This is a genomic window from Streptomyces sp. AV19, assembly GCF_015999245.1.
Lineage (GTDB): Bacteria > Actinomycetota > Actinomycetes > Streptomycetales > Streptomycetaceae > Streptomyces.
On the sequence record NZ_JAEAMR010000017.1, the window covers coordinates 8,520 to 33,904 of the forward strand.

The following is a 25,385-nucleotide window of genomic DNA, read 5'->3' on the forward strand; positions in this document are numbered from 1 at the left end:
GTCGTGGCCGAGGACGAGCTCAACGCGAACTACATCATCCCCAGCGTCTTCAACGCCCGGGCGACGGAGGCCGTGGCCTCGGCGGTCAAGCGGGCCGCGGCGGCGCTCCAGGCGGCGGTGCTCCAGGACGTGGAGTGACGCTGCCGGCCGCGTGATCCGGGGCGTCCGTCACGGCCGGGGCTCCTCGTCCTCCTCCGGCTCCGGCGGCAGCATCCCGCTCGCCCGTGCGATGGCCTCGGTCTCCGCCAGGTCCTGGGAACGCTGCTTCTGCACCGCGTCCACCTTGTCGCGCATCTCGCGCAGCTTGGCGCTGTCGCCGGCCACGTCCGGCGGGACCAGGGACATCACGCCCTTGGCGTGCTCGCCGTCGCCGAGACGGGCGACGACGTGGTCGGCGCGGTCCTCGTGGCCGGGGACCTGGGCGCCGATCAGGCCCATGAGGACGAGGAGTTCGTGCTGCACCTCCTGGGTGAACAGCTCGCGCTCCTCGTCGTCCATCTTCAGCCGTATGGTGCCGCCACCGGCCTCGGCCCACATCCGCAGGACCTCGGTGAGCAGCTCGTACTGCGCCTGCGGCATGCGGGCCCGGAGCGATTCCAGATACACCGAGAGGCGCATCCGGGCCATGTCGCCGGGGTTCTCGCCATCGGTCATGCCCTTCTCCCTCCGCCCGGGTCTCTGGTTCCCTTTCCATTCGGGTGCACGGGGAACCACCGGTCCCCGGCCGGGTTTCGACGGATGAGCGCCCGGGCGAACCCTCCGGCCCGGAAATGAAATGGGCCGTGCGGGCCGCTTCGACCCGCTCCGTCATGAGAAGTGCACGCGCCGCACAGCCCGTTGAGGCGGAAGGGAGCGGCGGAAGGGAGCACACCATGACCATCGCCTGCCGACGGGTGTACGAGGAGAGCTCCGCCGCCGACGGCACCCGCGTCCTCGTCGGCCGGGTCCGGCCGCGCGGCATGCGCAAGGAGGACGCGCACCTGGACGAATGGCTGCGCGACGTCGCCCCGTCCACGGAACTGCGCCGCCGGTACGGACACCGGCCGGACCGCTTCCCGGAGTTCGGCCGCCGCTGCCTGGACGAACTGCGCGCCCCCGAGCGCCGGCAGGCCGTCGCGCACCTGCGCGAACCGGCCGCCGGGCACGACGTCACCCTGCTCACGGCCACCAAGGACGTGGAGCACAGCCGGGCGGCGGTGCCGGCGGAACGGCTCGGCGGCTGACGGGCACTCCGCGGGTCGGTGCACGCCCTGCGGAAGGTCCGTGGCGCACTTACCGTGGACCTGTCCGTGACCGGACGGCTCCGGTGGGCGCGTGCCCGGAGCCGAAGGGGGCGAGGAACAGGGAGGCCGCCGTGGCCGATCGGTCGAGCCCGGCCCAACGGTTCCGGTACGCGGCCCGGAGGGTGCCGCCCTGGCGTACGGGCCGGCCCTTGGACCGCCCGGCCGTCGTGCCGCTGGTGTGGGCGGCGGCGCTCTTCGGCGTGGCGCAGGCGGTCGCCGTGCCGTTGTGGCTGCCGCTGGGCTGGGACGAGGCCGTGTACGTCAGCCAGGTCTCCCCCCGGGTGCCCTCGGCGTTCTTCAGCGCACCACGGGCGCGGGGCATCAGCTGGCTGGCCGCGCCGGCGGTCCTGCCGACCGGATCGACGGTCGTCCTGCGCGCGTGGATGCTGCTGCTGGCCACCGCCGGGCTGGTGGCGGCCTTCTGGCCGTGGCGCCGTCTGGTGGGCGAGACGTGCGCCGCCCTGGCGGCGGCGCTGTTCGCCGGACTGTGGGTCGTGGGGTTCTACGCCGACGAGGTGATGCCCAACCTCTACGTGGCCTACGGCGCCACGGCCGCCACGGGCTGGTTCCTGCGCGCGGTGGGCGGCCGGGGGCGGCGCCGATGTTTGTACGCGCTCGCGGCCGCCGTCGCCTTCACCGCGCTGATACGGGCGTCGGACGCGGCTTTCCTCGCGCTCGCCCTCCTCGCCGCCCTGCTCCTGGTGACCGCGTGGCGGAGCCGGGCGCTCGCCGTGGCGGTCGCGGGCGGGCTGGCCGTGGGCCTGCTGCCGTGGGTGGCCGAGGCGTACGCCGCTTTCGGCGGCCCGCTCGCCCGGCTGCGGGCCGGCAGCGACGTACAGGGCGGCATGAGGTGGACGAACGCCCTGGGCATGCACCTGCGGGCGCTGAACGGGCCGCTGCTGTGCCGCCCGTGCACGGTCTCCTGGACCCACCGCCCGCTGGCCCTGTGGTGGCTGGCCACCCCCCTCCTGACCGCCGGAGCCCTGCTCGCCGCCCGCCGCCGGGGCCCGCGCGGCGGGCGCGCGGCGGTGCTCGCCCTGCCGGTGGCCTGCGCGGGCGCCACGGCGGCGCCGTACCTCTTCCTGCTCGCCTACGCGGCCCCCCGCTTCCTGATGCCCGCCTACGCGCTGCTCGCCGTACCCGTGGCCGCCCTCGCCCTGGGCCTGGTCCGGCGTGCGGGGCACCGATGGCGGCCGGCCGTTGCCGCGCTGCTGGCCCTCGGCTTCGCCCTGCACCTGGCCTCCCAGTACCTGGTGCTGCACAGCAGGATCAGCGACCAGATGCGTCTGCGCACCGCGACCCGCGAGGCCGCGCGGCGGCTGGGCGAGGCCGGCGTCCGTCCCCCGTGCACCCTCGTGGGCCCCGAGGCCGTCCTGCTCGCCTTCCACGCCGGCTGCTCCTCCGAGGCCCTGTCCGGCAACAACGCCTCCACCACTCCCGCCCGGCTGGCCCTGCGCGCCCGCACCCAGGCCACGGCGTACGCCGCGCACACCCCGGCGCCGCCGGGCCCGGCCCGGTCCTGGCCGGGGTGCGTGCTGCGCATGCCCGGAGGTACGGACTGGTACGTCTTCCTGGCCCCGGCCGCGTACCGCGCGGGCCGCTGCTGACGACGTCCGAAGACGCCGGTTCACGTCCCGGCGGCGGGCAGGGTGACGGTGAAGCGGGCGCCGCCCTCCGGGACGCCGCCGACCTCGATGCGGCCCCGGTGGCGGGTGACGACGTCACGGACGATGGCCAGCCCGAGTCCGGCCCCGCCCTCGTCCCGGCTGCGGGCGTCGTCCAGACGGATGAACCGCTCGAAGATCCGTTCCCGGTCCGCCGGCGGCACCCCCGGACCGTCGTCGGCGACCTCCAGCACGACCGGGCCGCCGGGGTCGTGCCGCAGCGTGACCCGGACGCCGGTACGGGCGTGGCGCTGAGCGTTGTCGAGGAGGTTGCCCAGCACCCGGGCGAGCTGGGTGCGGCTGCCGCCGACCGTCACCGCCCGTGCTCGATGATGTCCGCCTTGGGCACCACCTGTCCGGCCCGCGTCGCCAGGTACTCCAGCACCGCGAACTCCTTTGCGGTCAGCGCCACTTCCTCGTCCCCGCGCGTGCACCGGCGGGTGCCGGGGTCCAGGGTGAGGTCGCCGGCGCGCAGCACCGGCGCGCCGCCCCGGGTGCGACGCCGCAGCAGGGCCCGGATGCGGGCCAGCAGCACCACGTAGGAGAAGGGCTTGGTCAGGTAGTCGTCCGCGCCGGTGTCCAGGCCCTCGGCCTCGTCGTACTCGCCGTCCTTGGCCGTCAGCATCAGCACCGGCGTCTCGTCCCCGGCCGCGCGCAGTGCCGCGCAGATCCGGTAGCCGTTCATGCCCGGCAGCATGATGTCCAGGATCAGCAGGTCGTAGTCGTTGACGGTGGCCAGGTGCAGGCCCTCGGTGCCGTCGTGGGCGACGTCCACGGCGTAGCCCTCGGCGCCCAGGCCCTTGGCCAGGGTCGTGGCCAGGCGCTTTTCGTCCTCCACGATCAGCAGACGCATGCCTTCAGCGTGACAGACGGATCCTGAAGCCGGCTTCAGGCGGCTTCAGGCCGCCTTCAGGAACACCCCGGCACTGTGGATGCGCAGATGAACGGACGGCACCCATTCCTTCGGAGGTTCACCATGGCATCCCGTATCCGCCGCACTCTCGTCGGCCGCCGCCGCTGGCTCGTCGCCGGCGCGGCCGCGGTCGTCCTCGCGGGCGGCGGCACCGCCACCGCCCTGGCCGTCGCCGACCACGACGAGGACGGCGGCCGTGGCATCGCCGCGGCCGTGTACGACCACGACGAGGGCGACGGCAAGGGCAAGAACAAGGCGAAGGACGACGGCTGGGAGCGTGCGGCTTCCGAGGCCGGCCTGCGGCGGGCCGTCGACGCCGCGCTCAAGGCCGTGCCCGGCGGCAGGCCGGTCTCCACCGAGCTCGACGACGAGGACGGTACGACCGTGTGGGAGGTGGAGGTCCGCACCGCGGACGGTGTCGAGCACGAGGTCACCGTCGACGCGGGCAGCGGCAAGGTCCTCGCCAACACGGTCGACCGTGACGACCACGACGACAGCGACTGATCGTCCCGCTTTTCCGTCGGGGGCCCGGGCCCGTTCAACTCCCGGGCAGGGCCGTCGCAGCGGCCAGGGCCCGCGGGGCCGGCGCGGTTCCCGGGGACAGCAGCTGCCACGGGCCCCAGTCGCCGCCCGGTGCGGACTGGCGGACCTCCCAGGTGCGGTCCCTGTTCCACTCGCGAGCCGTCACGCGGAGCCGTCCGTCCGGGAGCTGCTCCACGAGACTCGGCCGGCTCAGGCCCACGTTCGGGTCCGGCACCCGGCCCATCGACCGGACCGGGCCCCAGCCGCTGTCGGCGTCCTGCTGGTGCCGGAGCTCCATCGAGCTGTCGCTGTTCGCCCCCGAGGCGATGGCGTCGATGCTGCCGTCGCGCTCCTTGAAGAGCACGACTCCGCCGTGGTACGGCGCCGGCGCGAGGCCGAAGGCGTCGGGGGCGCTCCACTCGCCGTCGTCCTCCACGGTGTGGCAGAACGTGCCGAAGGTGGAGAAGAGCAGCTCCAGTCGGCCCGCCGAGTTCTCGACGGCCGTGACGGCGTAGCTCTTCGGGCCCACCGTGGCGGCGCTCACCCGCTTCCAGGGGCCGAACGCGCCATCCGGCTCGCCCTGTTCGCGATGCCAGACGAAGGGCAGGCCCCCGGTCGCCGTGGCGTCGTAGAACAGCTGGAACTGGGCGATCCGGCCGTCCGCGCGCGCCACGGACACCGGGCTGTCGGCCGCCGGCCTGCTCGCGAGGCCCTTGGCGCCGGTGTCCGTGGCGCACGCCGCCGTGGCGGAGGCGGCCGGGGCGTGCGCGGCCGCCGCGGGGGCCGCCGTGGCGCCGGCGCAGGCGAGCGCCAGTGCCACCGCGCCGTTCAGCCATATTCCGAAGTGCCTCTCGCGGGACCCTCTTCGGCGTGGATCCATCTGTTCCCACCCTTCCGGTCGGCCTCATCCGTCAGGGAAGTATCTTCACGGCGCACGACGTCCGGGACCAGCGTGTCATTCCGGCCAGCGGGCCCGCCCTGCCCGTGGCCCCGACAGGCCCGATGACCCCGGACGACATCGATCCCGGACAACCCCGGCCCCGAACAAATCCGTTGACGGCACTCCCGCACCGTCCCTACCGTGTACGACGCCCCCGCAGCCGTCGATCGGAGAAGGACGTTGCTCGTCTGAGGTCCTGAGACACCGCGCCGCGCAGCCGTGCCGCCCCACGCGTGCCGCTGCCCGTGCCCCGTGTGCGACCTCGACGCATCGAGCCGTCCTCCCCGCCGGTCCGGGGGTCCCCGCCGACCCCCGCGACCGCGGTCGCGCCCCGCGGTGTTCTCTCGCGCAGTCCACCCACACCGCCCTTCACGCGACCGAGCGAGGCCCGTATGACCACCCACACCGCGTCCATCACCTGCACCTCCCTCTCCTACGCCTGGCCCGACGGCACCACCGTCTTCGACGGCCTCACCCTGGCCTTCGGACCCGGCAGGTCCGGCCTCGTCGGCCTCAACGGGTCCGGGAAATCGACCCTGGTGAAGCTGATCACCGGTGAACTCGCCCCGACGGCGGGCACGATCCGCGTCGCCGGCGAGATCGGCCACCTCCCGCAGGACGCCGCCCTCGAGGTGGCCCGCCGCGTCGACGACGTCCTCGGCATCGCCGCCACCCGGGCCGCACTGCACGCCATCGAGGCCGGCGACGTGCGCGAGGAGCACTTCACCGCCGTCGGCGACGACTGGGACGTCGAGGAACGCGCCCTGGCCGCGCTCGACGGGCTGGGCCTGGGCCACATCGGACTGGACCGCACCGTCGGAGAGGTCTCCGGCGGCGAATCCGTCCTGCTGCGGCTGGCCGCGCTGCTGCTGCGCCGGCCCGACGTCCTGCTCCTCGACGAGCCCACCAACAACCTCGACCTGTACGCGCGCCGCCGCCTGTACGCGGCCGTGGAGGCGTGGTCCGGCGTCATGGTCGTGGTCAGCCACGACCGCGAACTCCTGGAGCGCGTCGACCAGATCGCCGAGCTCCGCTCCGGCGGCGTCACCTGGTACGGCGGCAACCACTCCGCCTACGAGGAGCAGCTCGCCGCCGAACAGGAGGCGGCCGAACGCCTGGTGCGCACCGCCGGGTCCGACCTGCGCAAGCAGAAGCGCGAACTGGCCGACGCCCACGTCAAACTGGCCCGCCGCAAGCGCTACGGCCAGAAGATGGCGGACAACAAGCGCGAACCCAAGATCGTCATGGGGGAGCGCAAGCGGCAGGCCCAGGTCTCCGCCGGCAAACACCGCATCATGCACGAGGAGAGGCTCGCCGAGGCGAAGGAGCGGCTCGACGACGCGGCCGAGGCCGTCCGCGACGACGACGAGATCCGCGTCGACCTGCCCTCCACGGCCGTGCCCCGGGGCCGCTCCGTGCTCACCCTGTCCAACCTCCGACTGGCCCACGGAGCCCGGGCCGAGGGCGAGTTCGAGCTGCACGGGCCCGAGCGGATCGCCCTCGTCGGCCGCAACGGCGCGGGCAAGTCCACGCTGCTGCGCACCGTCGCCGGCGAACTGGCCCCGCTCTCCGGGGAGGTGACGGCGCACGTCCCGCTGAGGTTCCTGCCCCAGCGGCTCGACCTCCTGGACGAGGACCTGTCCGTCGCCGCCAACGTCGCGCGCTTCGCCCCCGCGACGACCGACAACCACATCCGCTCCCGCCTGGCCCGCTTCCTCTTCAAGGGCGCCCGCGCCGACCAGCCGGCCGCCACCCTCTCCGGCGGCGAACGCTTCCGGGCCGCCCTGGCCGCGCTGCTGCTCGCCGACCCCGCCCCGCAGCTCCTGATGCTCGACGAGCCCACCAACAACCTGGACATGGCGAGCGTCCGCCAGCTCACGACGGCCCTGGAGTCGTACGAGGGGGCGCTGATCGTGGCCAGCCACGACCTCCGCTTCCTGGAGTCCATCGGCGTCACGCGCTGGCTGCGCCTGGACGGCTGCCTGCGGGACACGACCGCGGAGGAGGTGCGCGCGGAGACGGACGCCGGCTGAACGGGCGGTCAACGCACGGCAGTTCGGTGCCACGGACGGGTGGACCGGCGTTGCCCGGCCCCTGCGCGGACGTTCTCCCTGTGCCGCACGGACTGTACGCGCGGACCGTTACGCACGGAGAACGACCGGGGGAACCATGACACAGGCGACGGAACGCCACGCATGGGGGCCGCGCGGCCCCCGGCCGAGGGTGACGGCGGTCGGGACGGCCGTACCGCCCCACCCGTACCCCCAGGAGGAGATCACGGCCGCCCTGGCCGCCACCGGGACACCCGCCGATCCCGGGCTGCTCCGCACGATCCACGCCAACGCCGGGGTGGCCACCCGGCACCTGGCCCTGCCGCTCGAAGAGCTCACCGGACTCGGGGACTTCACCGAGGCCAACCGCGTCTGGCTCGACACCGCCCTGGACCTGGGCGAGCGGGCGCTGACCGGGGCCCTGCGCACGGCCGGGGTGGCGCCGGAGGAGGTCGACGCGGTGATCAGCACCACCGTGACCGGCCTGGCCGTGCCCTCGCTGGAGGCACGGCTCGTCCACCGGCTCGGACTGCGTCCGGACGTCACGCGCGTCCCGCTGTTCGGCAGCGGCTGCGCCGGGGGAGCCGTGGGGCTCGCCCGGCTCCGCGACCACCTGCGGGCCCACCCGGGCGGCGTGGCCGTCCTCCTCGCGGTGGAACTGTGCTCGCTGACCCGGCAGAACGACAGCTCCATGGCGAGCGTCATCGCCGGCAGCCTCTTCGGGGACGGCGCGGCCGCGGTCGTCGCCGTGGGCGGCGACCGGGCCGACGCGTCCCCCGGCCCCGAACTGGTGGACAGCCACAGCTGGTTGCTGCCGGACACCGAGGACGCGCTCGGCTGGGGCATCGGTTCCCACGGCTTCCAGATCGTCCTGGCCCCCGACGTCCCGGCGCTCGCCGGGGAGCACCTGCCCAAGGCCGTCCACGACCTCCTCGGCCGGCACGGGCTGACGCCCGGCGGGGTCGGCAGCTGGATCGTCCACGGCGGCGGACCCAAGGTCCTCACCGCCGTCGAACGGGCCCTCGGCCTGCCCCCGCACGCGCTGGAGCTCACCCGGCGCTCCCTGGCCGAGCGCGGCAACCTCTCGTCCGTCTCCGTCCTCGACATCCTGCGCAGGGCGATGGCGGCCCCGCCGCCCCCGGGCACGCCGGGCCTGGTCGCGGCCATGGGCCCGGGATTCGCCGTCGAGCTGGGACTCCTGCGCTGGTGAACCGTGCGGAACGGCCATGCGGACCGGCCACGTAGATTGGTCACCCCGCCCGTGACCAGGAAAGGCCCCCATGACCCCCACGGCAGCCGCCGCCACCGAGGAACGTCTCGCCGCGCACCGGCGCCGCTTCGACGCCGCCTTCGAGGCGTACTTCGCGCGCCTGGCCGCGACGTTCGACACCCCGCCGCACAGCCGCTGGACCCCGCAATGCCTGGAGCTGCTGCGGGAGTTGTCGCTGCGGGGCGGCAAGCGGCTGCGCGTGGTCCTGCTGCACGAGGCGGCCCGCCTGGTCACCGCCGAGGACGAGGTGCCGGGCCTGGCGGAGGCCGCGCTCAGCGTCGAACTGCTCCAGACCCACCTGCTCGTCCACGACGACATCATCGACGACTCGCCCGTGCGCCGCGGCGGCCCCTCCACGTACTACGCCTACCGCGCCGCCTTCCCCGGCCACGACCGCACCGCCCTCGGCCTGGCCCTGCTGGCCGGGGACCTCGCCGCCTTCCTGTCCCTGCGCGTGCTGCTGGAGGCGGACGTCCCCGCCGCGCTGCGGCAGGCCATGGTGGAGACGCAGACCCGCGCGGCCACGGACACGATCGCCGGCCAGATCCTCGACCTGGAACGGGACCGCGACGGCCTGCCCGACGAAGAACTCCTGCACACCGTCACCGAGTACAAGTCGGCCCGGTACTCCATCCTCGCCCCGCTGCGCCTCGGCCTCCTCGCCGCCGGCGAGGACCTCGCGCCCCACGAGGCGCGGCTGCGCCGCTACGCCACCCTGGTCGGGATCTGCGGCCAGCTCCGCGACGACTACCTCGACCTCTTCGGCGACGACGGCGCCCTGGGCAAGCCCCCGGGCGGCGACCTGCGCGCGGGCCGCCGCACCTACGCCCTCCGCGCGATCCTCGCCGAGGCCGGCGAGGCCGACCGCGCCGTCGTCGAGTCCGCCCTCGGCGACCCCCACTGCACGCCCGAAACCGTCGAGCGCGTCCGGGACATCGCCCGCCGCCAGGGCACCGACGCGCGGCTCCGCGCCGACCTGCGCGGCCACGCCGAGCGCGCGGCGGCCGAGGCGGCGGGCTGGGGCGCGTGGTGGCGCGAGGAGGCCGTGGCCCTGTTCACCCACCTGCCGCTGCGCGTCGCGAAGGTGAGCGGCCGGCCCCGCGGGACGGAGGGCTTCCGGCGCCTGCGCGGTGCTTCCGGCGGTCCGGCGGACCGCGGAACGGGAAGGTGACGGACGGCGGGCGGAACGCCCCGTTCACACCGCCTGGTTCACGCCCGCGCGGCCGAAGTCCCGCACCTGCCGCCGGTCCCCGTCGAAGGCCGGCCACGGGGCCCCGCCGTTGACGAACGCGGCGACGGCACCGGCGAAGGAGCCGGACAGCGCCCGGTCCGCGTCGGTCACCGGGCCCAGTATCGGCGCGTCCGGGAAGGCGTCGAACGTGCCGAACAGGAACGGCAGATCGGCGCAGTGCGTGGCCCCCAGGCCCATCGGGTCCGGCTCGGGCCGGCGGCCGAAGCGGTAGACGAACGTGTCGCCGCCCTGCGCGGCCGAGCGCAGCGCGATCTCGTCGCCGGCCGCGTGGAACACCTCGGGCCCGTCCGCTTCGAGGGGCCCGAACGCGGTCATCTCGTCGGTGGTGGTGCCGATCAGCAGGGGGCGTCCGTCCAGCGCGCCCTCGCGCACCGCGTCGAGCGGGGACCGCGGACAGCCGGCCGCGCCCAGCACCGGCATGAACGCCGGGGCCACCTCGCCCGGACGGGCGGCCCGCGCGGCCGCCCGGGCGGAGGCGTCCAGCAGCGTCGCGGCCGGGAGGGCGCGCAACCCCTCCAGGCCGGCGGGGGAGTCCAGGGCGCCCAGCAGCCCGCGCGCGGTCCCGGCGGCGCGGTCCGGGTCCTGCGGCGGCAGCCCGAACGGGCCCGACTGGGCCAGCACCCGGTGCACCAGGCCGGCCGTGGCCGGGTCCACGGCGAGGGCGAGAGCGGAGTGCGCCCCGGCCGACTGCCCGCCGACGGTGACGCGCGAGGGGTCGCCGCCGAACGCGCCGATCGTCGCGTGGACCCAGCGCAGCGCCGCCGCCTGGTCGCGGGAGCCGAGGTTGCCGACGCCGTGTTCCGGCAGGTACAGCCAGCCCAGGGCGCCCAGCCGGTAGTTGGCCGTGACGACGACCATGTCACCGAGCGCCGCGAGCCGGGCGCCGTCGTACCAGTCCCAGCCGCCGGAACCGCTGGTGAAGCTGCCGCCATGGAACCAGAGCAGCACCGGGCGGGGCCCCGCCCCGTCCTCCAGGGCCGCGGCCGGCGTCCAGACGTTGAGATTGAGGCAGCCGTCCTCGTCCCAGTCGGGGACGCGCGCGCCCATCAGCGGGGCCAGCCGCGAGGGGCCCTGCGGCGCGGACGGCCCCGCCACGGCCGCGTCCCGCTCCCCGTCCCAGCCCGGATGCGGCCGGGGCGCCGCGAAGCGCAGCGCGCCGACGGGCGACGCGGCGTAGGGAATGCCGCGGAACGCGGCGACGGTCCCGTCCGTGGTGCCGCGCAACCGCCCCGCCGGGACGGTGACCACCGGTTCGTTCTCGCGCGTCCCACCACCGCTGTCGGTCATGCCCTCGTGCCTCCGTCGCCTCGGGATCGATCTTTGTACGACCCATCTTCATGGGGGGAGGCGGATCCGGCCAGAGGGCCGTCAGGGCACGGCGCCGGGAGGGCACGGCACCGTACCGGCCGGGGCGCGCGGACTTCAGGGGGCCTTGACCTGCTAGTCCGCGAGGTCGGGTAGGTGAGCGTAACCATGCATGACCCAGGCCGACTCGTCACCCACCAACTCGTAGATCATTTACGGGACAACCCTTAGAGATCTTTAACGGCGAGGGTTGCTGGCCTGCTGACATCTGACGTGGTGTTCGCTATGTCAGGAGCATGAGGTATCCCGACGGTGGTGGACTCACTGCTGCGGAGCGGGTCCGGCGTGAGCAAGTACGGCTTGCCGCAGCTGATTTGATCGAGGCCGGGGCCAGTGACCGTGAGGTGGCCCGGCGTTTCAGGGTGACGCGGATGTCCGCGAACCGCTGGCGCCGGGCCCTCGCGGCGGGTGGGAGGCAGGCCCTGGCCTCGAAAGGGCCCGGTGGCGCCCGGTGCCGCCTCACCCCCGGCCAACTGCGGGAGCTGGAGGGACTGCTGGATGCCGGCCCGGCCGCACATGGCTGGGCGGAGGACCAGTGCTGGACCCTGGTCCGCATCGCCGAAGTGATCCGCAACCGGTTCTGTGTCGACTACACCCTGGCCGGGGTCGATCTGCTGCTGCACCGGATCGGCTGGAGCGTGCAGATGCCCGCCCGCCGGGCCGCCGAGCGCGACGAGGCGAAGATCGCCCAGTGGAAGGACGAGCAGTGGCCCGTCATAAAAGGACGGCGGCGGACCTGGGCGCCTGGCTGTGCTTCGAGGACGAGGCAGGCCAGGGCCTGAGGCCGCCCAAGGGCCGCACCTGGGGGCGCAAGGGCCACACCCCGGTGGTGCGGGTCACCGCGGCCGGCACCCGGCGCGTGTCCACGGCCGCGCTCATCTGCACGAAACCCGGCTGCCGACCACGGCTGATCTACCGCACCCTGATCGACCGCGGCCCCCGCCGCGGGAGACGGAAAGGATTCGGCGAAACCGACTACGCCCGGCTCCTGGACGCCGCCCACCAGCAGCTCGGCGGCCCGCTTGTGCTCGTCTGGGACAACCTGAACAGGCACGTCAGCACCCGGATGAAGCAGCTGACCGAGCAACGGCCATGGCTCACCGTCTACCAGCTGCCCGCATACGCACCGGAGTTCAACCCAGTCGAAGCGGTGTGGTCCCACCTGAAACGATCACTCGCCAACCTCGCCAAACACGGGATCGACGAGCTGACCGCGCTGGTGAAGACCCGCCTCAAGCGGATGCAGTACCGCCCCGACCTCATCCACGGCTTCATCGCCAAGACCAGGCTGGACTTCAGCCCTCCGTAACCTCAGCCATTGAAGATCCCTAGAAGCACGGTCGAAGAATGGCCTCCGAACCTGCGCGGGAGCGGGTTTCGGGGGCCCTTCTTTTGCGGTCTGCGGGTGCGCGGTTTTTCGCCAAACGGTAGTTATCCGTACGCTTCCTTGCGAAACCTGAATTGGCGTCAACAGGCCCTGCTCCACTAGACTTTGCCCCACGTACCAGCAAAAAGGAGGGGCGCCGTCCATGGGCACCAAATTCATTGAGGTCGACGAAACCCACAAGGGTCAGCCCGGCGTGGAGGAAGGGGTGAAGACGATCGAGGTCGGTGGTCAGACGATCACGACTCCGATTTTCGTCAAGCGGATCGATTTCGACGACCTCGCCCCCGAGGTGACCGACAATCTGACCACGGTCAAGTTCGCCGTGACGGTGGCCGAGGAAATGGAGGACCTGACGGGGGAGGTGGACGAGGACGGTTCCCCCGTGATCGAAATCAAGGAAATCCAGGTGCCCAAGTGGCTCGAAATCGACTTGGGGCCCGATTCCCTTAAGCAGTACGAGGAGATTATGGCGCCCTTCTTCACCGCCGCCCGCGAAACCGAGGCACCGACCGTGCCCGCGCCCCGCAAGCGCCGGAAGAAGTGATCTCGTGCCCCTCTCCTGCTCATCAGGAGAGGGGCTCACGCGCCGACCCCGTCCGGAACGCTGCCGGCCGAGGGGGCGTGGGGGCAACCCTCGTGATTTCAGTGACGGTTACTTCCGGGGAACCCGTCGGGCGGGGGCCGGTTCCGGCTACCGTGGTGGCCGGAACCGTGGCATTCGCCGGGTGCCCACCGTCGGGAAAGGCGCGCTGTGACCGAACACGACGAGGCCGCGAGGCTGCTCCGGCTCGACGAGGACGAGCTGCTGACCGAGCTGGGCACGATCCTCTCCGGCCAGCCCACCCGCGACGGCACCGACCCGAACGCCCGTGAGAACGGGCGGAACTGGTTCGCCGTCAACAAGGCCCAGCTCCGGCGACTGGTGTGCGGCAACCCGGCGGCCCGGAGCCTGCAGGCCGACACCGGCGGGGTGACCGTCCTGGCCGAGATCCTCGGCGAACTGCTCGGCGTGAACGCCGCGTTCGCGGCCGCGGCCTACCTCCTCAAGCGCGGTCTGCACCAGCTCTGTCCCGATAGTCCTGATGGTCCCTGAGGACGAGCGTGCGGCGGCCGTGCGCGAGGTCGTCGCGGGCTCCCTCGAACCCGAGGACGCCACCCCCGCCGTCGCGCTCACCCTCGCCGACGACGTGGAAAGGCTCCTCGGCGCCGACTGGGACGCCCGTCGGCGGATGCTGGCGGAGCGGCCCCGGCTCGTCCACGCCCGTGTCGCCGCCGCCTGCGAACACCGCGACCCGCTCCTGTCCCTGGTCATCGGGCGGGCCGCGGACGCCGGTCTCGACCGCGCACTGGCCGAACTGCCCGCGGGCACCGCGTTGTGGGCCTGTCTGGACACCACCCGACCCCCGCTCCCGGAGCGGACGGAGGCCGCCGTCCGCCTCGCGGCCGCGGCTCTGCGCACGCACCGGGCGCCCTGGCTCGCCCGCCTGGTCGTCGAGGCGGCGGAACGTACCGCGCGCGCCCTGTCCGCCAAGTGCAGGCAGCATGTCCTCGCGGCCGAGGCCGGTCTGCTGGGAGTGGACCGCGCGTGCCTGGACGAGGCCGCCCGGCTGCTGGAGACCGACTGGGACGAGGTCTGGGCCGAGCTGCCCGCTCCGACGACGCCCCTGCTCGAACTCGCCGCCGGCGCCGAGGTGTGGGTGCGGCACCTGGCCCTCTTCGCGCCGGGCACCCCCACGGCCGACTGGGCCGCCGACCTCCGCGACCTCTCGCGCGCCACCGCCGAGCGCGGCCCGGAGCGGGCGGTGGAGGAGCACCGTCTCGTCCTCGAAGCGCGCGAGGCCCGCCAGGACGCCGACCGGACCGACCCGCGGTGGCTTCCCGGCTCGGCCGACACCGTCAACAGGCTGCTGGGCCACTGGTCCCGGCACCGGGCCGGCTGGGTCCTGGGCCACGCCGTCGCCCTCGCCCGGGACGTCGTCGACGCCACTCCCGACGACCACCCGGACCGCGCCGGCTTCGTCGCCGACCTCGGAAACGCCCTCGCCGAACAGGTGCAGGCCGGCCTCGCCCCGGCCGGCGAGCTGGAGGAGTCCCTCGCGTGCGCGTACGAGGCGGTACGGCTCACCCCGCCCGGCGCCGCCGGCCGCGGTACCTTCGCCGCCAACCTCGGCTACCGCATCGGCCTCGCCGTCGACACCGGGCTGCGGCCCACTTCCGACCTGCGCGAGGCCGTCACCTGGCAGCGCGAGGCCCTGGCCGCCGCGCCCGTCGGCGACGCCCGGCGGCCCCTGCGCGCCTCCCTGCTGGCCAGCCGGATATCCGAGGCCGTGCGCGAGGCCCACGGAACCCTCGACGAGCTGCGGGAGGCCGTCGTGCTCGCCGAGGAGGCGGTCACCCTCTCCCCCGCCGGCGACCCCGACCACCCCATGTACGAGATCAACCTGGCGCTGCTGCTCTCCGAGGCCGTCGAGACGGGCGCCTGCGCCGAGAAGGAGCTGGCGCGGGCCGTCGTCCTCGCCCGTACCGCACTCGGGCGGATCCCGGACTGGCACCCGGACCGGCCCGGTTACCTCTCCAGCGCCTCCGCTGTCCTCGGCGACGCCGTGAACGCCGGCGTCGAACCCGCCGAAAGCCTGGAGGACGCCCTCGCCTGGCTGCGGGAGTCGGTCGAGGGCACCCGTGCCGACCACCCCCACTACGCGTCCCGCCTCAGCGGGCTGAGCAGCCGCATCGCCCACGCCGTCCTCACCGGGCTCCGTCCCGCCGCCGGGTATGTGGAGGCGGTGCGGCTCGCCCGGCTGGCCCTGGAGCACACCCCGCCGGGCCATCCGGACCGCCCGGCGTTCGCGTCCAACCTCGGCGCCGTCGTCGAGGAGGCGGTGAAGTCCGGCGCGCTGCCCGACTCGGCGATGGCGGAGGCCCGGCGGGCAGCCCGCGAGGCGTGGGAGTCGTCCCCCGAGGGCGCCCCGGCCCGCATCGGCTACGCGTCCAACCTGGCCACCCTGCTCGCCGCCGGGCGCCGCGCCGAGGACTACGACGAGGCACTGGAGCTGGCCCGGAGCTGCGTGGCGCAGGTGCCCGCGAGTCACCCCGGCCGCACGACGTACCTCTCCAACCTCAGCTCCCTCGTCGTCGACATGGTGCGCGAGGGCGTGGCGGAGGCGGACGCCCTGACCGAGGCGATCGGGACGGCCGAGGACGCCCTCGACGGCACCGCCGGGACCAACCCGCGCCGCGCGGCCCACGAGTCGAACCTCGCGACGGCGCTCGGGCTCGCCGTCCGGCGCGGCGTCGTCGCCCCGGAGCGGCTCGCCGACGTGCTGCGTCTGGCGACGGCGGCGGTCGACCGGACCCCGGCCGCCCACCCGGACCGGCCCGTCTACCTCACCAATCTGATGCTGGCGCTGGAAGAGGCGGTCAGGGCGGGTGTCCTGACCAAGGACGAGGCCGCCCGCCGGGCCCTGGAGGTGATCACCGGCTTCCGGCGGCTCGTCCTGTACTCCGTCTCCAGCCCGGTGCAGCGCGAGGCGGTGCTGCGCACCTGTGAGGGCCTGATCGCGGTCGCCACCCCGCTGGTCGCGGCGGGCGCGGGGCCGGCCGAGGGCATCCGGGTCGCCGAAGGCGTACGCAACCTCGCGGCCGGCGCCGAACGTCTCCCGGACCTCACCGCTGGTGCGGTCCCGCCCGGGCTGCTGTCCCGTTTCCGGGACGCCGTCGAGGCGCACCGCGGGGCGCAGCAGCGGTTCGCGTCCGGCCTCGACGACCTGGCCGGTACGGCCCGGTCGCAGGAGGAACTGACGGAGGTGCTCACCGAGATCGGGCGGGTGCTGCCGGGCGGCGCGCCCGGCGCCCTCCCGGCGATCGGCGAGCTGGCCGTCCACCTGCCGGACGGGGCCCTGGCCGTGTACCTGGTGCCCGGCCCGGAGGACGCGGACGGGGAAGCCCTGCTGCTCGACCGCCCGGGCACGGTGCGGCGGGTCCCGCTGCCGGGGCTGTCGGAGGAGCGGGTCGGCACCTGGGTGAACCTGCTGCTGGAGGGGCCGGAGCACGCGCTGTCCGTGCAGGGACGGCTCTGGGGCGTGGTGATGGAGCCGCTGCTGCGGGCCGCGGCCCCGCCGGACGCCTCCGCCGACTGGATCCTGGTGCCCGTCGGACACCTGAGCATGCTGCCGGTGTACGCGGCCGGTACGCCCGAGGAGTGGCTGGACGACCGGGTCACCGTACGGGTGCTGCCCTCGGTGACGCACCTCGTGCCCCCGTCGGCGCCGCCCGCGCCCGGCGACCCCGTCGTCGCGACGAGCGGCGCCGCGGATCTGCCGTTCCTCCCGGCGGACCGGGCGGTCGCCGAGCGCTTCCTGCCCTCCCGGCCGGGCGCGGTCGTCCGGGCCGGCACGCGTGACGATGCCCTGACCGGGCTGGCCGGGGCGCCGGCGGCCGTGCTGGGCGGCCACGCGCGGCACAGCCTGCGGCACGGGGCGGGGCTCGATCTGGACGACGGCCCGCTGACCGCCGAGCACCTGTGGCGCCTGCCGGTGTTCGACCGTGACGTCGCGATCGTCACCGGCTGTTCGTCGGCGCAGGTCGCCGGGATGCTCGTGGACGAGGTGGTCGGGCTGCCCAGCGCCCTGCTCCGGGCGGGGTTCCGCGGGGTGTTCGCCACGACCTGGCCCGTGGCCGACGCCACGGCGTTCATCACCCTCGCGCACCTCCTGGAACTGCGGCGCGCGCGGCCGGACCTGGCACCGCATCTGATGCTGCACGAGGTGCGGCGCACCCTGCGGACCGTCACGGCCGGGGAACTGCGGGCCTGGTTCACCGCGCTCACGGCGGAGGTGGCCGTCGCGGCGGACGCGGCCCGGGAGTTCGAGAGGTTCCTCGGGCCGTACGGCCCGGGTGCTGTGCCGCTGGCCGACCCCAAGGACTGGGCGGCGTTCGGCTACACCGGCCGCTGACCGCCGCCGCGGGCCGGGGGGACGGTGAAGGGGCGTGCCGCACGGCAGTCCCGGCGGGGTCCACGGTTCGGTGGCCTTGGGGTGGGAGGAAGTGGGCCGCTCCGCGCTCCTCCCGGCCTGGATCCGGGAGGCGCCCCCGGGGCAGGGGGCGCCTCCGCCGTCACGCCACCCGGGCCGCCGTCCGGCACTCGTCGAGGAAGTCGACGATGTGCCCGAAGACGTCCAGGGCCGCGTTGCGGCCTATGAAGGTGTCCAGATGGCCGTAGCCGGGGACTTCGACGTAGCGGGCGTCGAGGGACGGGTGGCGGGTGGTGAGGAGGTCGTGGCAGAGCTTGTTGGAGTCGTACCAGAAGCGGTTGTCGCTGCCGGAGAGGAGGAGGAGCGGGGCGTCGATGCGGTCGGCGTTGTCGAGGGCGTTCTTCGGGAGGGCGTCGTAGCGGCCGTCGGCGTCGTTGTGGCGCAGCATGGTGTGGGCCAGTTCGATCTGGCGCAGGTGCGGGAGGATCCACATGGGGACCGTGCCGTAGAGCTCGGCGAGGCGGTCGTGGGTGCGGGTGTCGAGGTTCTCGTGCTCGAAGAGCGAACCGCCCACGCCCCACGAGTCGTTGTGCAGGATCTGGCAGGTGGGGTCCTTGCACTCGGCGCCCAGGGAGACCTCGGCGAAGATCAGGGAGTGCTTGGACCAGAGGCCGACCTTGCGGAAGTCGGTGGGGATGTTGACGAGGCGGGAGCGCAGGAGTTCGCCGCCGAAGTGCAGGCGCATCCGGGTCTTCCAGGACATCTTGGGGGTGAGGAAGACGCCTTGTGCGACGACGCCGGCCAGTCCGGGGACGAGCCCGGCCGCCATGCTCAGCGACAGGCACAGCGCGCCGATGCAGTGGGCGACGACCTGGAGGGGCTTCCCGCCGGTGCGTTCGCGGACGAGCGCGACCGCCTCGGGGATGTCGTAGAGCGCCACGTCGTCGAAGGTGTACCGGACGCGGCCCTCGTTGTAGGGCAGGCGGCAGCTGCCGCGCCAGTCCAGCAGCCACGGCTCGTAGCCCGCGTCGAGCAGGACGTCCACGAGGTTGCGCGTCTCCGGCAGGAGGAACATGTCGGAGGACGCGGTCAGTCCGTGGAGGACGAGGACGGGCGGCCGGTCGGCGCCGTCGCCGGCGGAGACCCGGCACAGGCCGAGCCCGGTGCCGTCGGACGCCGTGAAGGGGATCTGCTCGATCGCGGCGCCGAGCCGGGAGTCGAGGGGCCTCAGCGTCATCGGATCTGCTCCCTTTGCCTGATCAGCTTGCGGAATTTACGCTGCATCTTGTCCTTGTCCCGGTCGATCGCGTCCCGGCGCAGGTCCAGCAGTTCGGCGCCGGCCCGCAGGGAGGGCTCGGCCAGCCCCATGCCGATCTGCATAAAGAACCAGGACAGCCACGAGAGTTTGGCGAGCCGCTGCTCCTGCGAGGACAGCCGGGGATCGACGCGGATGCCGTCGACCTGGTCGGGGAGCCAGCTCTTGCCGGGCACCTGGATCACCCCGGCGTGGCACGCCGGTTCGCCCTCGCGGCCGATGGTGATCTCCAGGGTCCTGGTCTGCTTGAACAGGTCGCGCCGGGCGCGCGCGGTCTTCCAGCCCTCCAGCCACCAGCGGCCGCCGTCGCGGTCCTCCAGGACGAGCCGGTAGCGCAGCAGCGGGTGGTCGTTGCCGTGGCTGCGCGGGATGCCCTCGTCGGGGCGGACCCATATCTCGCCAGCGGTGACCGTGAGCGGCTCCGGGTGCAGCCGCTCGCACGTCACCTGGCCGCGGACGTCGATCCTGCGGTGCTGGGCGACCTGGTACATGCTCGCTATGGAGAGCGTGAAGGCCGTCCTGCACCGGGTGTCGGGCTCCTGGCCGACGGGTCCGACGAGGCCGCGCATCCGCTCGTCGAACTCCAGGTAGGGCGGGTCCTCGCGGCTGGGGAGCCGGGTCACGCCGTCCTCGGCCATCCGCTCGAAGGTCTTCAACTGGGCCTTGGCGTCGTAGCGTTCGGGGGCGGGGAGGCCGTGCCGGGCGAGGAACGCCTCGGTGCGGTCGGCCGCGGCGGCGGGGCCGAACATCAGCGCCTCGAAGAGCTTGAGCGCGGTCGGGCTGCGCATGATGCGGACGATGGAGTCCAGCGCGGGCACGGGGTCGGCCTCGTGGCGCTCCAGCAGGTCGTCCTTCCAGTCCCGCCAGCCGGCCACCCGGACGTTCATGCCGGCCAGCTTCATGTCCTTGACGAGTTCGGGCAGGGTCTCCGCGCGGCCGGTGAGGTTGTAGTTGTGCCCCCACGCCTGCGGGTCGAAGACGATGGCGGCGGCGGTGCGGCTGACCCAGTCCACGGGCGCGAGGTTCATGTACTTGAACGCCGGGACGGTGCGGTAGCGGGAGATGGCGCCGATCAGGCCGGTGCTGAGGTCGCCCGGGTTGTACACGCCGGTGCGGGTGTGGCCGCCGATCGCGCCCGGCCGCAGGAACGTGGCCGTCAGGCCGTGCTCGCGGGCCCGGCGCAGGGCGGCCTCGGCGGCCCACTTGGACTTGTCGTAGCCGGCGACCAGCCGGTCGATGTGGGCGACCGGGTCGTCCTCGCCCATCCTGGCGATGCCGATCTCGTTGAACACGGCGACGGACGAGACGTGGTGCAGGGGCTTGGGCCGGCCGGTCATCGCCAGCTCGGCCAGCAGCAGCGGGCCGCGCACGTTGGTCTGCCGCAGGGACGGGTAGCCGCGGAGGAAGTCGACGGCGGCGGCGACGTTGACGATCGCGTCGACCTCCCGGGTCAGGCCCTCCCAGCGCTCCTCGGGCAGGCCCAGGCGGGGCTGCCGGAGGTCCGCGGCGAGCACGGTGACCCGCCGCCGGACCTCCGAGGACCAGGACTGGCCGAAGCTCACCAGGGCCTCGCCGAGGCGCCGTTCGGCGGCCCGGTCGTCCTCGGCGCGCACCAGGCAGACCACGTGGGCGTCGCCCTGGCGCAGCAGGTCGAGCAGCAGGTGGCTGCCGAGGAAGCCGGTGGCGCCGGTGAGCAGGATCCGGCGGGGCGGCACGGGCTCGGGGCGGCTGCTCCAGGGCAGCCGGTCGGCCTGCGCGAGGTCGGCGAGGATCAGGTCGAGGTCCTCGTCCGCCGCTCCGGTGCTCACCTGTGCTGCCGGCGGGCTTTCGGGAGCGGCCTGTTGGACGGGCAGTCCGGCGGCCTTGGCCCAGCGCTGGGCGAGGCGGCGGGGCCGGGCGTCGGCGAAGACGTCGTCCAGGCTGACGGTCACGTCCAGTTCGCGGGCCAGGACCGCGACGAGCTCGACGGCGTTCACCGAGGACATGCCGGCGTCGAACAGGTCCGTCTCGACGCCGGGCGCGTCGCCCGCGAGGAAGCGGGAGGCGCGCGCGGCGATGGCCGCGGCGGCCTCGTCGACGCCGCGGGGCGCCGCCGGGGCGCCGCCCGGGGCCGGGGCGGCCGGCCGCCGGAGGCGGGCCAGCAGGTCGGACGCCTGGGCCCGGCCCGGGCCGCGTCCCTCGATCAGTTCCTCCTCGGGCCGTCGGTCGACGTTCCGGTTGCGGCTGGTACCGCTTTCCTCAGGCATTGCTGTCCTCCGCAGCCGAATTCGTTCCGGGGTCCCAGGAGCGGAACTCCCGCAGTCGTGCCGGTGCCACCGCCGTCTCCAGGCGCGGCGCGTCGACGTCGCCGCCGCCGAGGCGGGAGACGAGGCGCCGGGCCGGGATGTTGCGCGGCGTGTTGTCCGCGATCAGGCGGACCGTGGCGAGGCCGAGGGCCTCGGCCCGGTCGGCCAGCCACTGGAGCAGCCGGTCCTCCACGCCGCGCCCGAGGACGCGGCAGCTCATCATCCAGGCGACCACTTCGAGGGCGTCGCCGTCGGGCCGGACGGCCAGGACGCCGATCTGCCCGTACGCGCCGAAGCGGTCGCGGGCGGTGGCCGTCCACACCTCGCCGCCGTCCTCGGTCAGTTGTTCCAGCCGGCCGGGGTCGAGCGGCAGGGGCCGGAGGTTGAACTGGTTGGTCCGGCGGCTCAACTGGACGGTCCGTCCGGCCGTTTCGGCGGACACGGGCTCGATGTCCAGTTCGAGCCGCAGGTTCGCCAGGAAGTCGGCGAAGCCCGTCCCCTCACGGGCCCGGGTGCGCACCCGCTCCTGGCGGTAGAACTCGGCCCGGGCGGCGTCCTCGGCCGTCGCGGCGCGCGGGACGGCGGGCCACAGCCGGGCGACGAACGCGGCCAGTTCGCCGGGCCCGGGGCAGGTGAGGGAGAGCACCTCGGGCAGCTCCGCGCGGACCGCGGCGATCTCCACCGGGTTGTCGTCGAGGAAGAGGAAGCTGTCCAGTCCCAGCCCCAGATCCTCGGCGATCTTCAGGATCCGGGTCCACTTGGGCTCCCACGCGGCGGATATCGCCGCGAAGTGCTCCCGGTGCAGCGGGCTGTCCGGCCGGTCGAGGACGGCGTGGACCGTCGCCTCGTCGTTGTTGGAGACGAGGGCCAGCAGCACGCCGGCGGCGCGCCATTGGAGCAGGCGGCGGGCGAGCAGGGCGCGGGGGCCGGTCAGGTCGACGGCGTCCGGCCCCGTCTCGCCGGCGACGCCGCTCCACAGCGTGTGGTCGCCGTCGACGACGATCACCTTGGGCGGCCGGCGGCGGAGGTTGCGCACGACGTCGGTGAGGGTCAGCGCGACCTCGGCCTGGAACTCCTCCCGGAACGGCAGGTGGGCCATGGTGTCGGTGTGCTCGTCGAACACCTCGTCCGCCGGGCGGTCGTCGCCCCACCGGCCGGAGGGCAGGACGGCGATGCCGGGCCTGTCCCGCAGCCGCTCGGTGACCGACTCCTCCCAGCGGCGGGCCCGTTCACCGGCGTCCCGCTCCGGCAGGAAGGCGACGACCAGGGGGGCCTTGGCGCGGTCGGCGAGGGCGAGCAGGGCGGCCGGGTACTCGTCGGCGAGCTCGTCGAGCAGGGCGTCGTCCTCGGGGGCGAAGCGGGTCAGGTCGCCGGCGCGCAGCAGGACGAGGGCGACGGCGGCCGAGGGGTCGGCGAGGACGCTGCCGGGGTCGTGCAGGCTGGCGAGGACCTGGTGGTACGGGGCCTCGGCGACCTCGAACGGGCCGCCCTCCACCCCGGCGTCCTCCAGGGCGACCGACAGCATCGCGGGCAGGTTGCCGAGGGCGAAGGTGGCCGCCACGGCGATCCGTCCGGCCGGTTGCACCGGCACAGAGGCGGGGACGGAGGGGATGGCGGGGACGGAGGGGTCGCCGGCGAGCTCCTCGACGAGCGCGAGGTAGTCGCGGCCGAGGGCGGCGCAGCTCGCCCCGTCGAGGACGTCGAGGCCGAAGTCGAGCCCCAGCTTCCCGAGGCCCGGCATCACGGTGACCATCAGGTCGAGGTCGGACCAGCCGGTGCCGGCCGGGAGGATCTCCAGCCCCGGGGCCGAACCGGCCTGCGGCGGCATGTAGTTGAAGTACACCTCGACCAGGGGCGCGTCCTCGCGGTACAGCCCCTCCGCGACGAGGGCGGGCATCGCGTCGAAGAACGTGACGCCCCGTTCGAGCACCGAGCCGAGGCTGCCGTCCGTGCGCCGCAGGACGTCGGCGGCCGCCTCGCCGGGCTCCACCCGGGCGGCGAACGGGATGGGCAGCCCGAAGTAGCCGACCGCGTCGGGCGCGCCCGCGTGCATCCGGGTGTCCACCGGGACGGCGAGCACGAACCGGTCCCGCTCGCGCAGCCGGGCGAGGTGGACGGTCAGGGCGCCCAGCCAGAACGCGGCCGGGGTGATCCCGAGGCCGGTCGCCCGGGCCGCCACCCGCTCCTGGAGGTCCGCGGGCAGGTCCAGCAGAAGCGTCGAGGAGCGGAAGGACCGCTCCGCGGGCCGGGGCCGGGCCAGTTCGAGGTCGAGCCGCCGGGCACCGGTGAAGTCGGGGCCCTGGGAGGGCGTTTGCCCGTCGGGGCGCGCGGCCTGTGCCCGCAGGAGCAGGTCGATGTCGCGGTTGGTGACGGCGGCGGGCCGCGGGGAGCCGCCGAGGACGGCGCCGAGCTCCTCGGCCACCAGCGTCAGCGACGCCAGGTCGGAGACCGCGTGGTGCGCGCCGAGGACGAGCACCTGGTCGCCGGAGGGCCGGGCGAGCAGCTCGAACCGCCACAGCGGGGAGACCGCGAGGTCGAAGGGCGGCTCCATCAGCTCGCGCAGCCGCAGGTCGGGGTCGGTGTCCTCGGCGACCTCGGACCAGCGCAGCAGCTCGCCGGACGGGGTGCGGCGGACCTCCAGCTGCCGGCCGCCGTCGGCGTCCTGGACGATGGCGGTGCGCAGCGCCGCGTGCCGGGCGGCGAGCCCGTCGACCGCCTCGGCGAGGCGCTCCGGGGTCGTCGGGGAGCCGAGCCGGACGGCCAGCCCGATGTGGTGCGTGACGGCCGGTGTGCCGTGCTGTTCGGCGCGCAGCAGCCGTACGACGTCCCGGGTGGCCGGGTGGCGTACGACGTCCGCGACGTCGTCCGTCCCCGTCCCGTCGACGGCCTCGACGGCGGCCTGTTGGTCGCCGGCGCCCGCGATGAGGTGGTCGGCGATGCTCTCGACGCTGGCGCCGTTGAACATCAGGGCGACGGGCAGGGTCCGGCCGAAGTCGGATTCGATCAGGCCGCGGGTCTGCATGGCCATCACGGAGTCCAGGCCCTGGCCGACGAGCGACGCGGTGACGTCGATCCCGGCGGCGTCGAAGCCCATGGCCCCGGCGAACCGGTAGCGCAGGCGCTCGACCACCGCGTCCCGGGAGTCCGGGGAGAGGCGGCCGGCGGGGCCGGGCCGTTCGGACCGGGCGACGGCGGCGCCGCGGCGCGGCGGGACCAGCCCGGCCAGCAGCGGCGGGAGCAGGGCCGGGTCGGTCGCGCGCAGGACGGGCAGGTCGAGGCCGACGGCCAGGAGCACCGCGTCGTCCGTCCCGGCGGTGAGCGCGGCGTCGAGGAGCGCCAGCCCCTGGCCGGTGTCCAGCGCGGTGATGCCGCTGCTGTTGATGCGGTCGACGTCGGCCTGTGCCAGGTGTCCGGTCATGCCGGTGGCCTCGGCCCACAGGCCCCAGGCGAGCGAGAGTCCGGCCCGGCCGTCCCGGCGGCGGTGCCGCATCAGCGCGTCGAGGAAGGCGTTGGCGGCCGCGTAGCCGCCCTGGCCCGCTCCGCCGACGGTGCCGGAGACCGAGGAGAAGGCCACGAAGGCGGACAGGCGGGCGTCGGCGGTCAGTTCGTGCAGGTGCCACGCGGCGTCGATCTTCGGGCGGAGCACCGTGTCGAGCCCCGCCGCGTCGATCGACTCGACGACGCCGTCGTGGAGGACGCCCGCGGCGTGGACGACGGCGGTCAGCGGGTGCTCGGCCGGGACGTCCCGCAGGACGCGCTCCAGCCGGTCGCGGTCGGCCGCGTCGCAGGCGCGGACGGTGACCTCGGCGCCGAGCGCGGTGAGTTCGCCCATCAGGTCGCCGACGCCCTCGGCGTCGGCGCCGCGGCGGGAGAGCAGCAGCAGGTGCCGGGCGCCGAGGCGGGCGGCGTGCCGGGCCACCCGGGCGCCGAGCCCGCCCGTTCCGCCGGTGATCAGGACGGTGCCCGTGCCCAGGGCCGCGGCCGTGCCGTCGGTGCGGTCCGCCGGGCGGCGGCGCAGGACGGGGGCGTACACCTTCCCGTCGCGCACGGCCAGTTCGGGCAGGCCCGAGCGCAGCGCGGCCGCCACGGCGGACTCGTCGGGGCCGTCGAGGCCGGGGCCGTCGAGGCCGGGGCCGTCGAGGCCGGGGCCGTCGAGGCCGGGGCCGTC

Annotated in this window: 18 protein-coding genes and 1 pseudogene; 11 read left to right on the top strand and 8 right to left on the bottom strand. The window is 74.6% G+C overall.

Annotated features, from left to right (window positions below):
- Positions 1–168: 168 nt before the first annotated feature.
- Positions 169–654 carry a hypothetical protein gene (locus I5Q34_RS25315; RefSeq protein ID WP_234429538.1) on the bottom strand — a complete coding sequence of 162 codons (486 nt, stop codon included), beginning with the start codon at positions 652–654 and terminating at the stop codon, positions 169–171.
- 218 nt (positions 655–872) lie between these two features.
- Between I5Q34_RS25315 and I5Q34_RS25320 the strand changes: the two genes are divergently transcribed.
- Complete coding sequence (locus I5Q34_RS25320; RefSeq protein ID WP_199894728.1) at positions 873–1,223, top strand: DUF488 domain-containing protein; 351 nt, start codon at positions 873–875, stop codon at positions 1,221–1,223.
- A gap of 131 nt (positions 1,224–1,354) precedes the next feature.
- On the top strand, positions 1,355–2,890 hold the full coding sequence (locus I5Q34_RS25325; RefSeq protein WP_199894729.1) for a hypothetical protein: 1,536 nt from the start codon (positions 1,355–1,357) through the stop codon (positions 2,888–2,890).
- Between the two features lie 20 nt (positions 2,891–2,910).
- Here the strand turns inward: I5Q34_RS25325 and I5Q34_RS25330 are convergent, their stop codons facing one another.
- Positions 2,911–3,264, bottom strand: coding sequence for an ATP-binding protein (locus I5Q34_RS25330; protein WP_199894763.1), 354 nt, complete (start codon positions 3,262–3,264; stop codon positions 2,911–2,913).
- A 5-nt stretch (positions 3,265–3,269) separates the two neighbouring features.
- Positions 3,270–3,800, bottom strand: a pseudogene (locus I5Q34_RS25335) (response regulator transcription factor); the annotation flags it as partial.
- A gap of 123 nt (positions 3,801–3,923) precedes the next feature.
- On the opposite strand from I5Q34_RS25335, the gene I5Q34_RS25340 reads away from it, so the two are divergent.
- Positions 3,924–4,364 (top strand): PepSY domain-containing protein, encoded by a 441-nt coding sequence (locus I5Q34_RS25340; protein ID WP_199894731.1) that lies wholly within the window; start codon positions 3,924–3,926, stop codon positions 4,362–4,364.
- A 34-nt stretch (positions 4,365–4,398) separates the two neighbouring features.
- Here the strand turns inward: I5Q34_RS25340 and I5Q34_RS25345 are convergent, their stop codons facing one another.
- Complete coding sequence (locus tag I5Q34_RS25345) at positions 4,399–5,202, bottom strand: hypothetical protein (RefSeq protein WP_199894732.1); 804 nt, start codon at positions 5,200–5,202, stop codon at positions 4,399–4,401.
- 512 nt (positions 5,203–5,714) lie between these two features.
- On the opposite strand from I5Q34_RS25345, the gene I5Q34_RS25350 reads away from it, so the two are divergent.
- The 3 genes from I5Q34_RS25350 to I5Q34_RS25360 all read left to right on the top strand — a co-directional run bounded on the left by I5Q34_RS25350 (position 5,715) and on the right by I5Q34_RS25360 (position 9,814).
- On the top strand, positions 5,715–7,355 hold the full coding sequence (locus I5Q34_RS25350; RefSeq protein WP_199894733.1) for an ABC-F family ATP-binding cassette domain-containing protein: 1,641 nt from the start codon (positions 5,715–5,717) through the stop codon (positions 7,353–7,355).
- Positions 7,356–7,491: 136 nt separating this feature from the next.
- Complete coding sequence (locus I5Q34_RS25355) at positions 7,492–8,583, top strand: type III polyketide synthase (RefSeq protein WP_199894734.1); 1,092 nt, start codon at positions 7,492–7,494, stop codon at positions 8,581–8,583.
- Between the two features lie 70 nt (positions 8,584–8,653).
- The gene (locus I5Q34_RS25360; RefSeq protein WP_199894735.1) at positions 8,654–9,814 is read left to right on the top strand and encodes a polyprenyl synthetase family protein; all 1,161 of its coding nucleotides are present in this window, start codon (positions 8,654–8,656) and stop codon (positions 9,812–9,814) included.
- A 24-nt stretch (positions 9,815–9,838) separates the two neighbouring features.
- Here the strand turns inward: I5Q34_RS25360 and I5Q34_RS25365 are convergent, their stop codons facing one another.
- On the bottom strand, positions 9,839–11,182 hold the full coding sequence (locus I5Q34_RS25365; RefSeq protein WP_199894736.1) for a carboxylesterase/lipase family protein: 1,344 nt from the start codon (positions 11,180–11,182) through the stop codon (positions 9,839–9,841).
- 314 nt (positions 11,183–11,496) lie between these two features.
- On the opposite strand from I5Q34_RS25365, the gene I5Q34_RS25370 reads away from it, so the two are divergent.
- The 5 genes from I5Q34_RS25370 to I5Q34_RS35595 all read left to right on the top strand — a co-directional run bounded on the left by I5Q34_RS25370 (position 11,497) and on the right by I5Q34_RS35595 (position 17,599).
- A complete protein-coding gene (locus tag I5Q34_RS25370; RefSeq protein ID WP_199894737.1) occupies positions 11,497–12,042 on the top strand; it encodes a winged helix-turn-helix domain-containing protein in 546 nt (181 codons plus the stop codon).
- Complete coding sequence (locus tag I5Q34_RS25375) at positions 11,967–12,569, top strand: transposase (RefSeq protein WP_277965394.1); 603 nt, start codon at positions 11,967–11,969, stop codon at positions 12,567–12,569. Before I5Q34_RS25370 ends, I5Q34_RS25375 begins: the two co-directional genes overlap by 76 nt.
- A gap of 220 nt (positions 12,570–12,789) precedes the next feature.
- The gene (locus tag I5Q34_RS25380; protein ID WP_199894738.1) at positions 12,790–13,191 is read left to right on the top strand and encodes a hypothetical protein; all 402 of its coding nucleotides are present in this window, start codon (positions 12,790–12,792) and stop codon (positions 13,189–13,191) included.
- A 207-nt stretch (positions 13,192–13,398) separates the two neighbouring features.
- On the top strand, positions 13,399–13,740 hold the full coding sequence (locus I5Q34_RS25385; RefSeq protein WP_199894739.1) for a hypothetical protein: 342 nt from the start codon (positions 13,399–13,401) through the stop codon (positions 13,738–13,740).
- On the top strand, positions 13,730–17,599 hold the full coding sequence (locus I5Q34_RS35595) for a CHAT domain-containing protein (RefSeq protein WP_199894740.1): 3,870 nt from the start codon (positions 13,730–13,732) through the stop codon (positions 17,597–17,599). Before I5Q34_RS25385 ends, I5Q34_RS35595 begins: the two co-directional genes overlap by 11 nt.
- 160 nt (positions 17,600–17,759) lie before the next feature.
- Here the strand turns inward: I5Q34_RS35595 and I5Q34_RS25395 are convergent, their stop codons facing one another.
- The 3 genes from I5Q34_RS25395 to I5Q34_RS25405 form a co-directional block, all read right to left on the bottom strand.
- Entirely contained in the window at positions 17,760–18,854 is a 1,095-nt protein-coding gene (locus I5Q34_RS25395) for an alpha/beta fold hydrolase (RefSeq protein ID WP_199894741.1), read from the bottom strand.
- On the bottom strand, positions 18,851–21,178 hold the full coding sequence (locus I5Q34_RS25400) for a thioester reductase domain-containing protein (protein WP_199894742.1): 2,328 nt from the start codon (positions 21,176–21,178) through the stop codon (positions 18,851–18,853). Before I5Q34_RS25400 ends, I5Q34_RS25395 begins: the two co-directional genes overlap by 4 nt.
- Positions 21,171–25,385 (bottom strand): HAD-IIIC family phosphatase (locus I5Q34_RS25405; protein ID WP_199894743.1); only part of this gene is annotated, 4,215 nt, incomplete at its 5' end. The genes I5Q34_RS25400 and I5Q34_RS25405, both read right to left, overlap by 8 nt.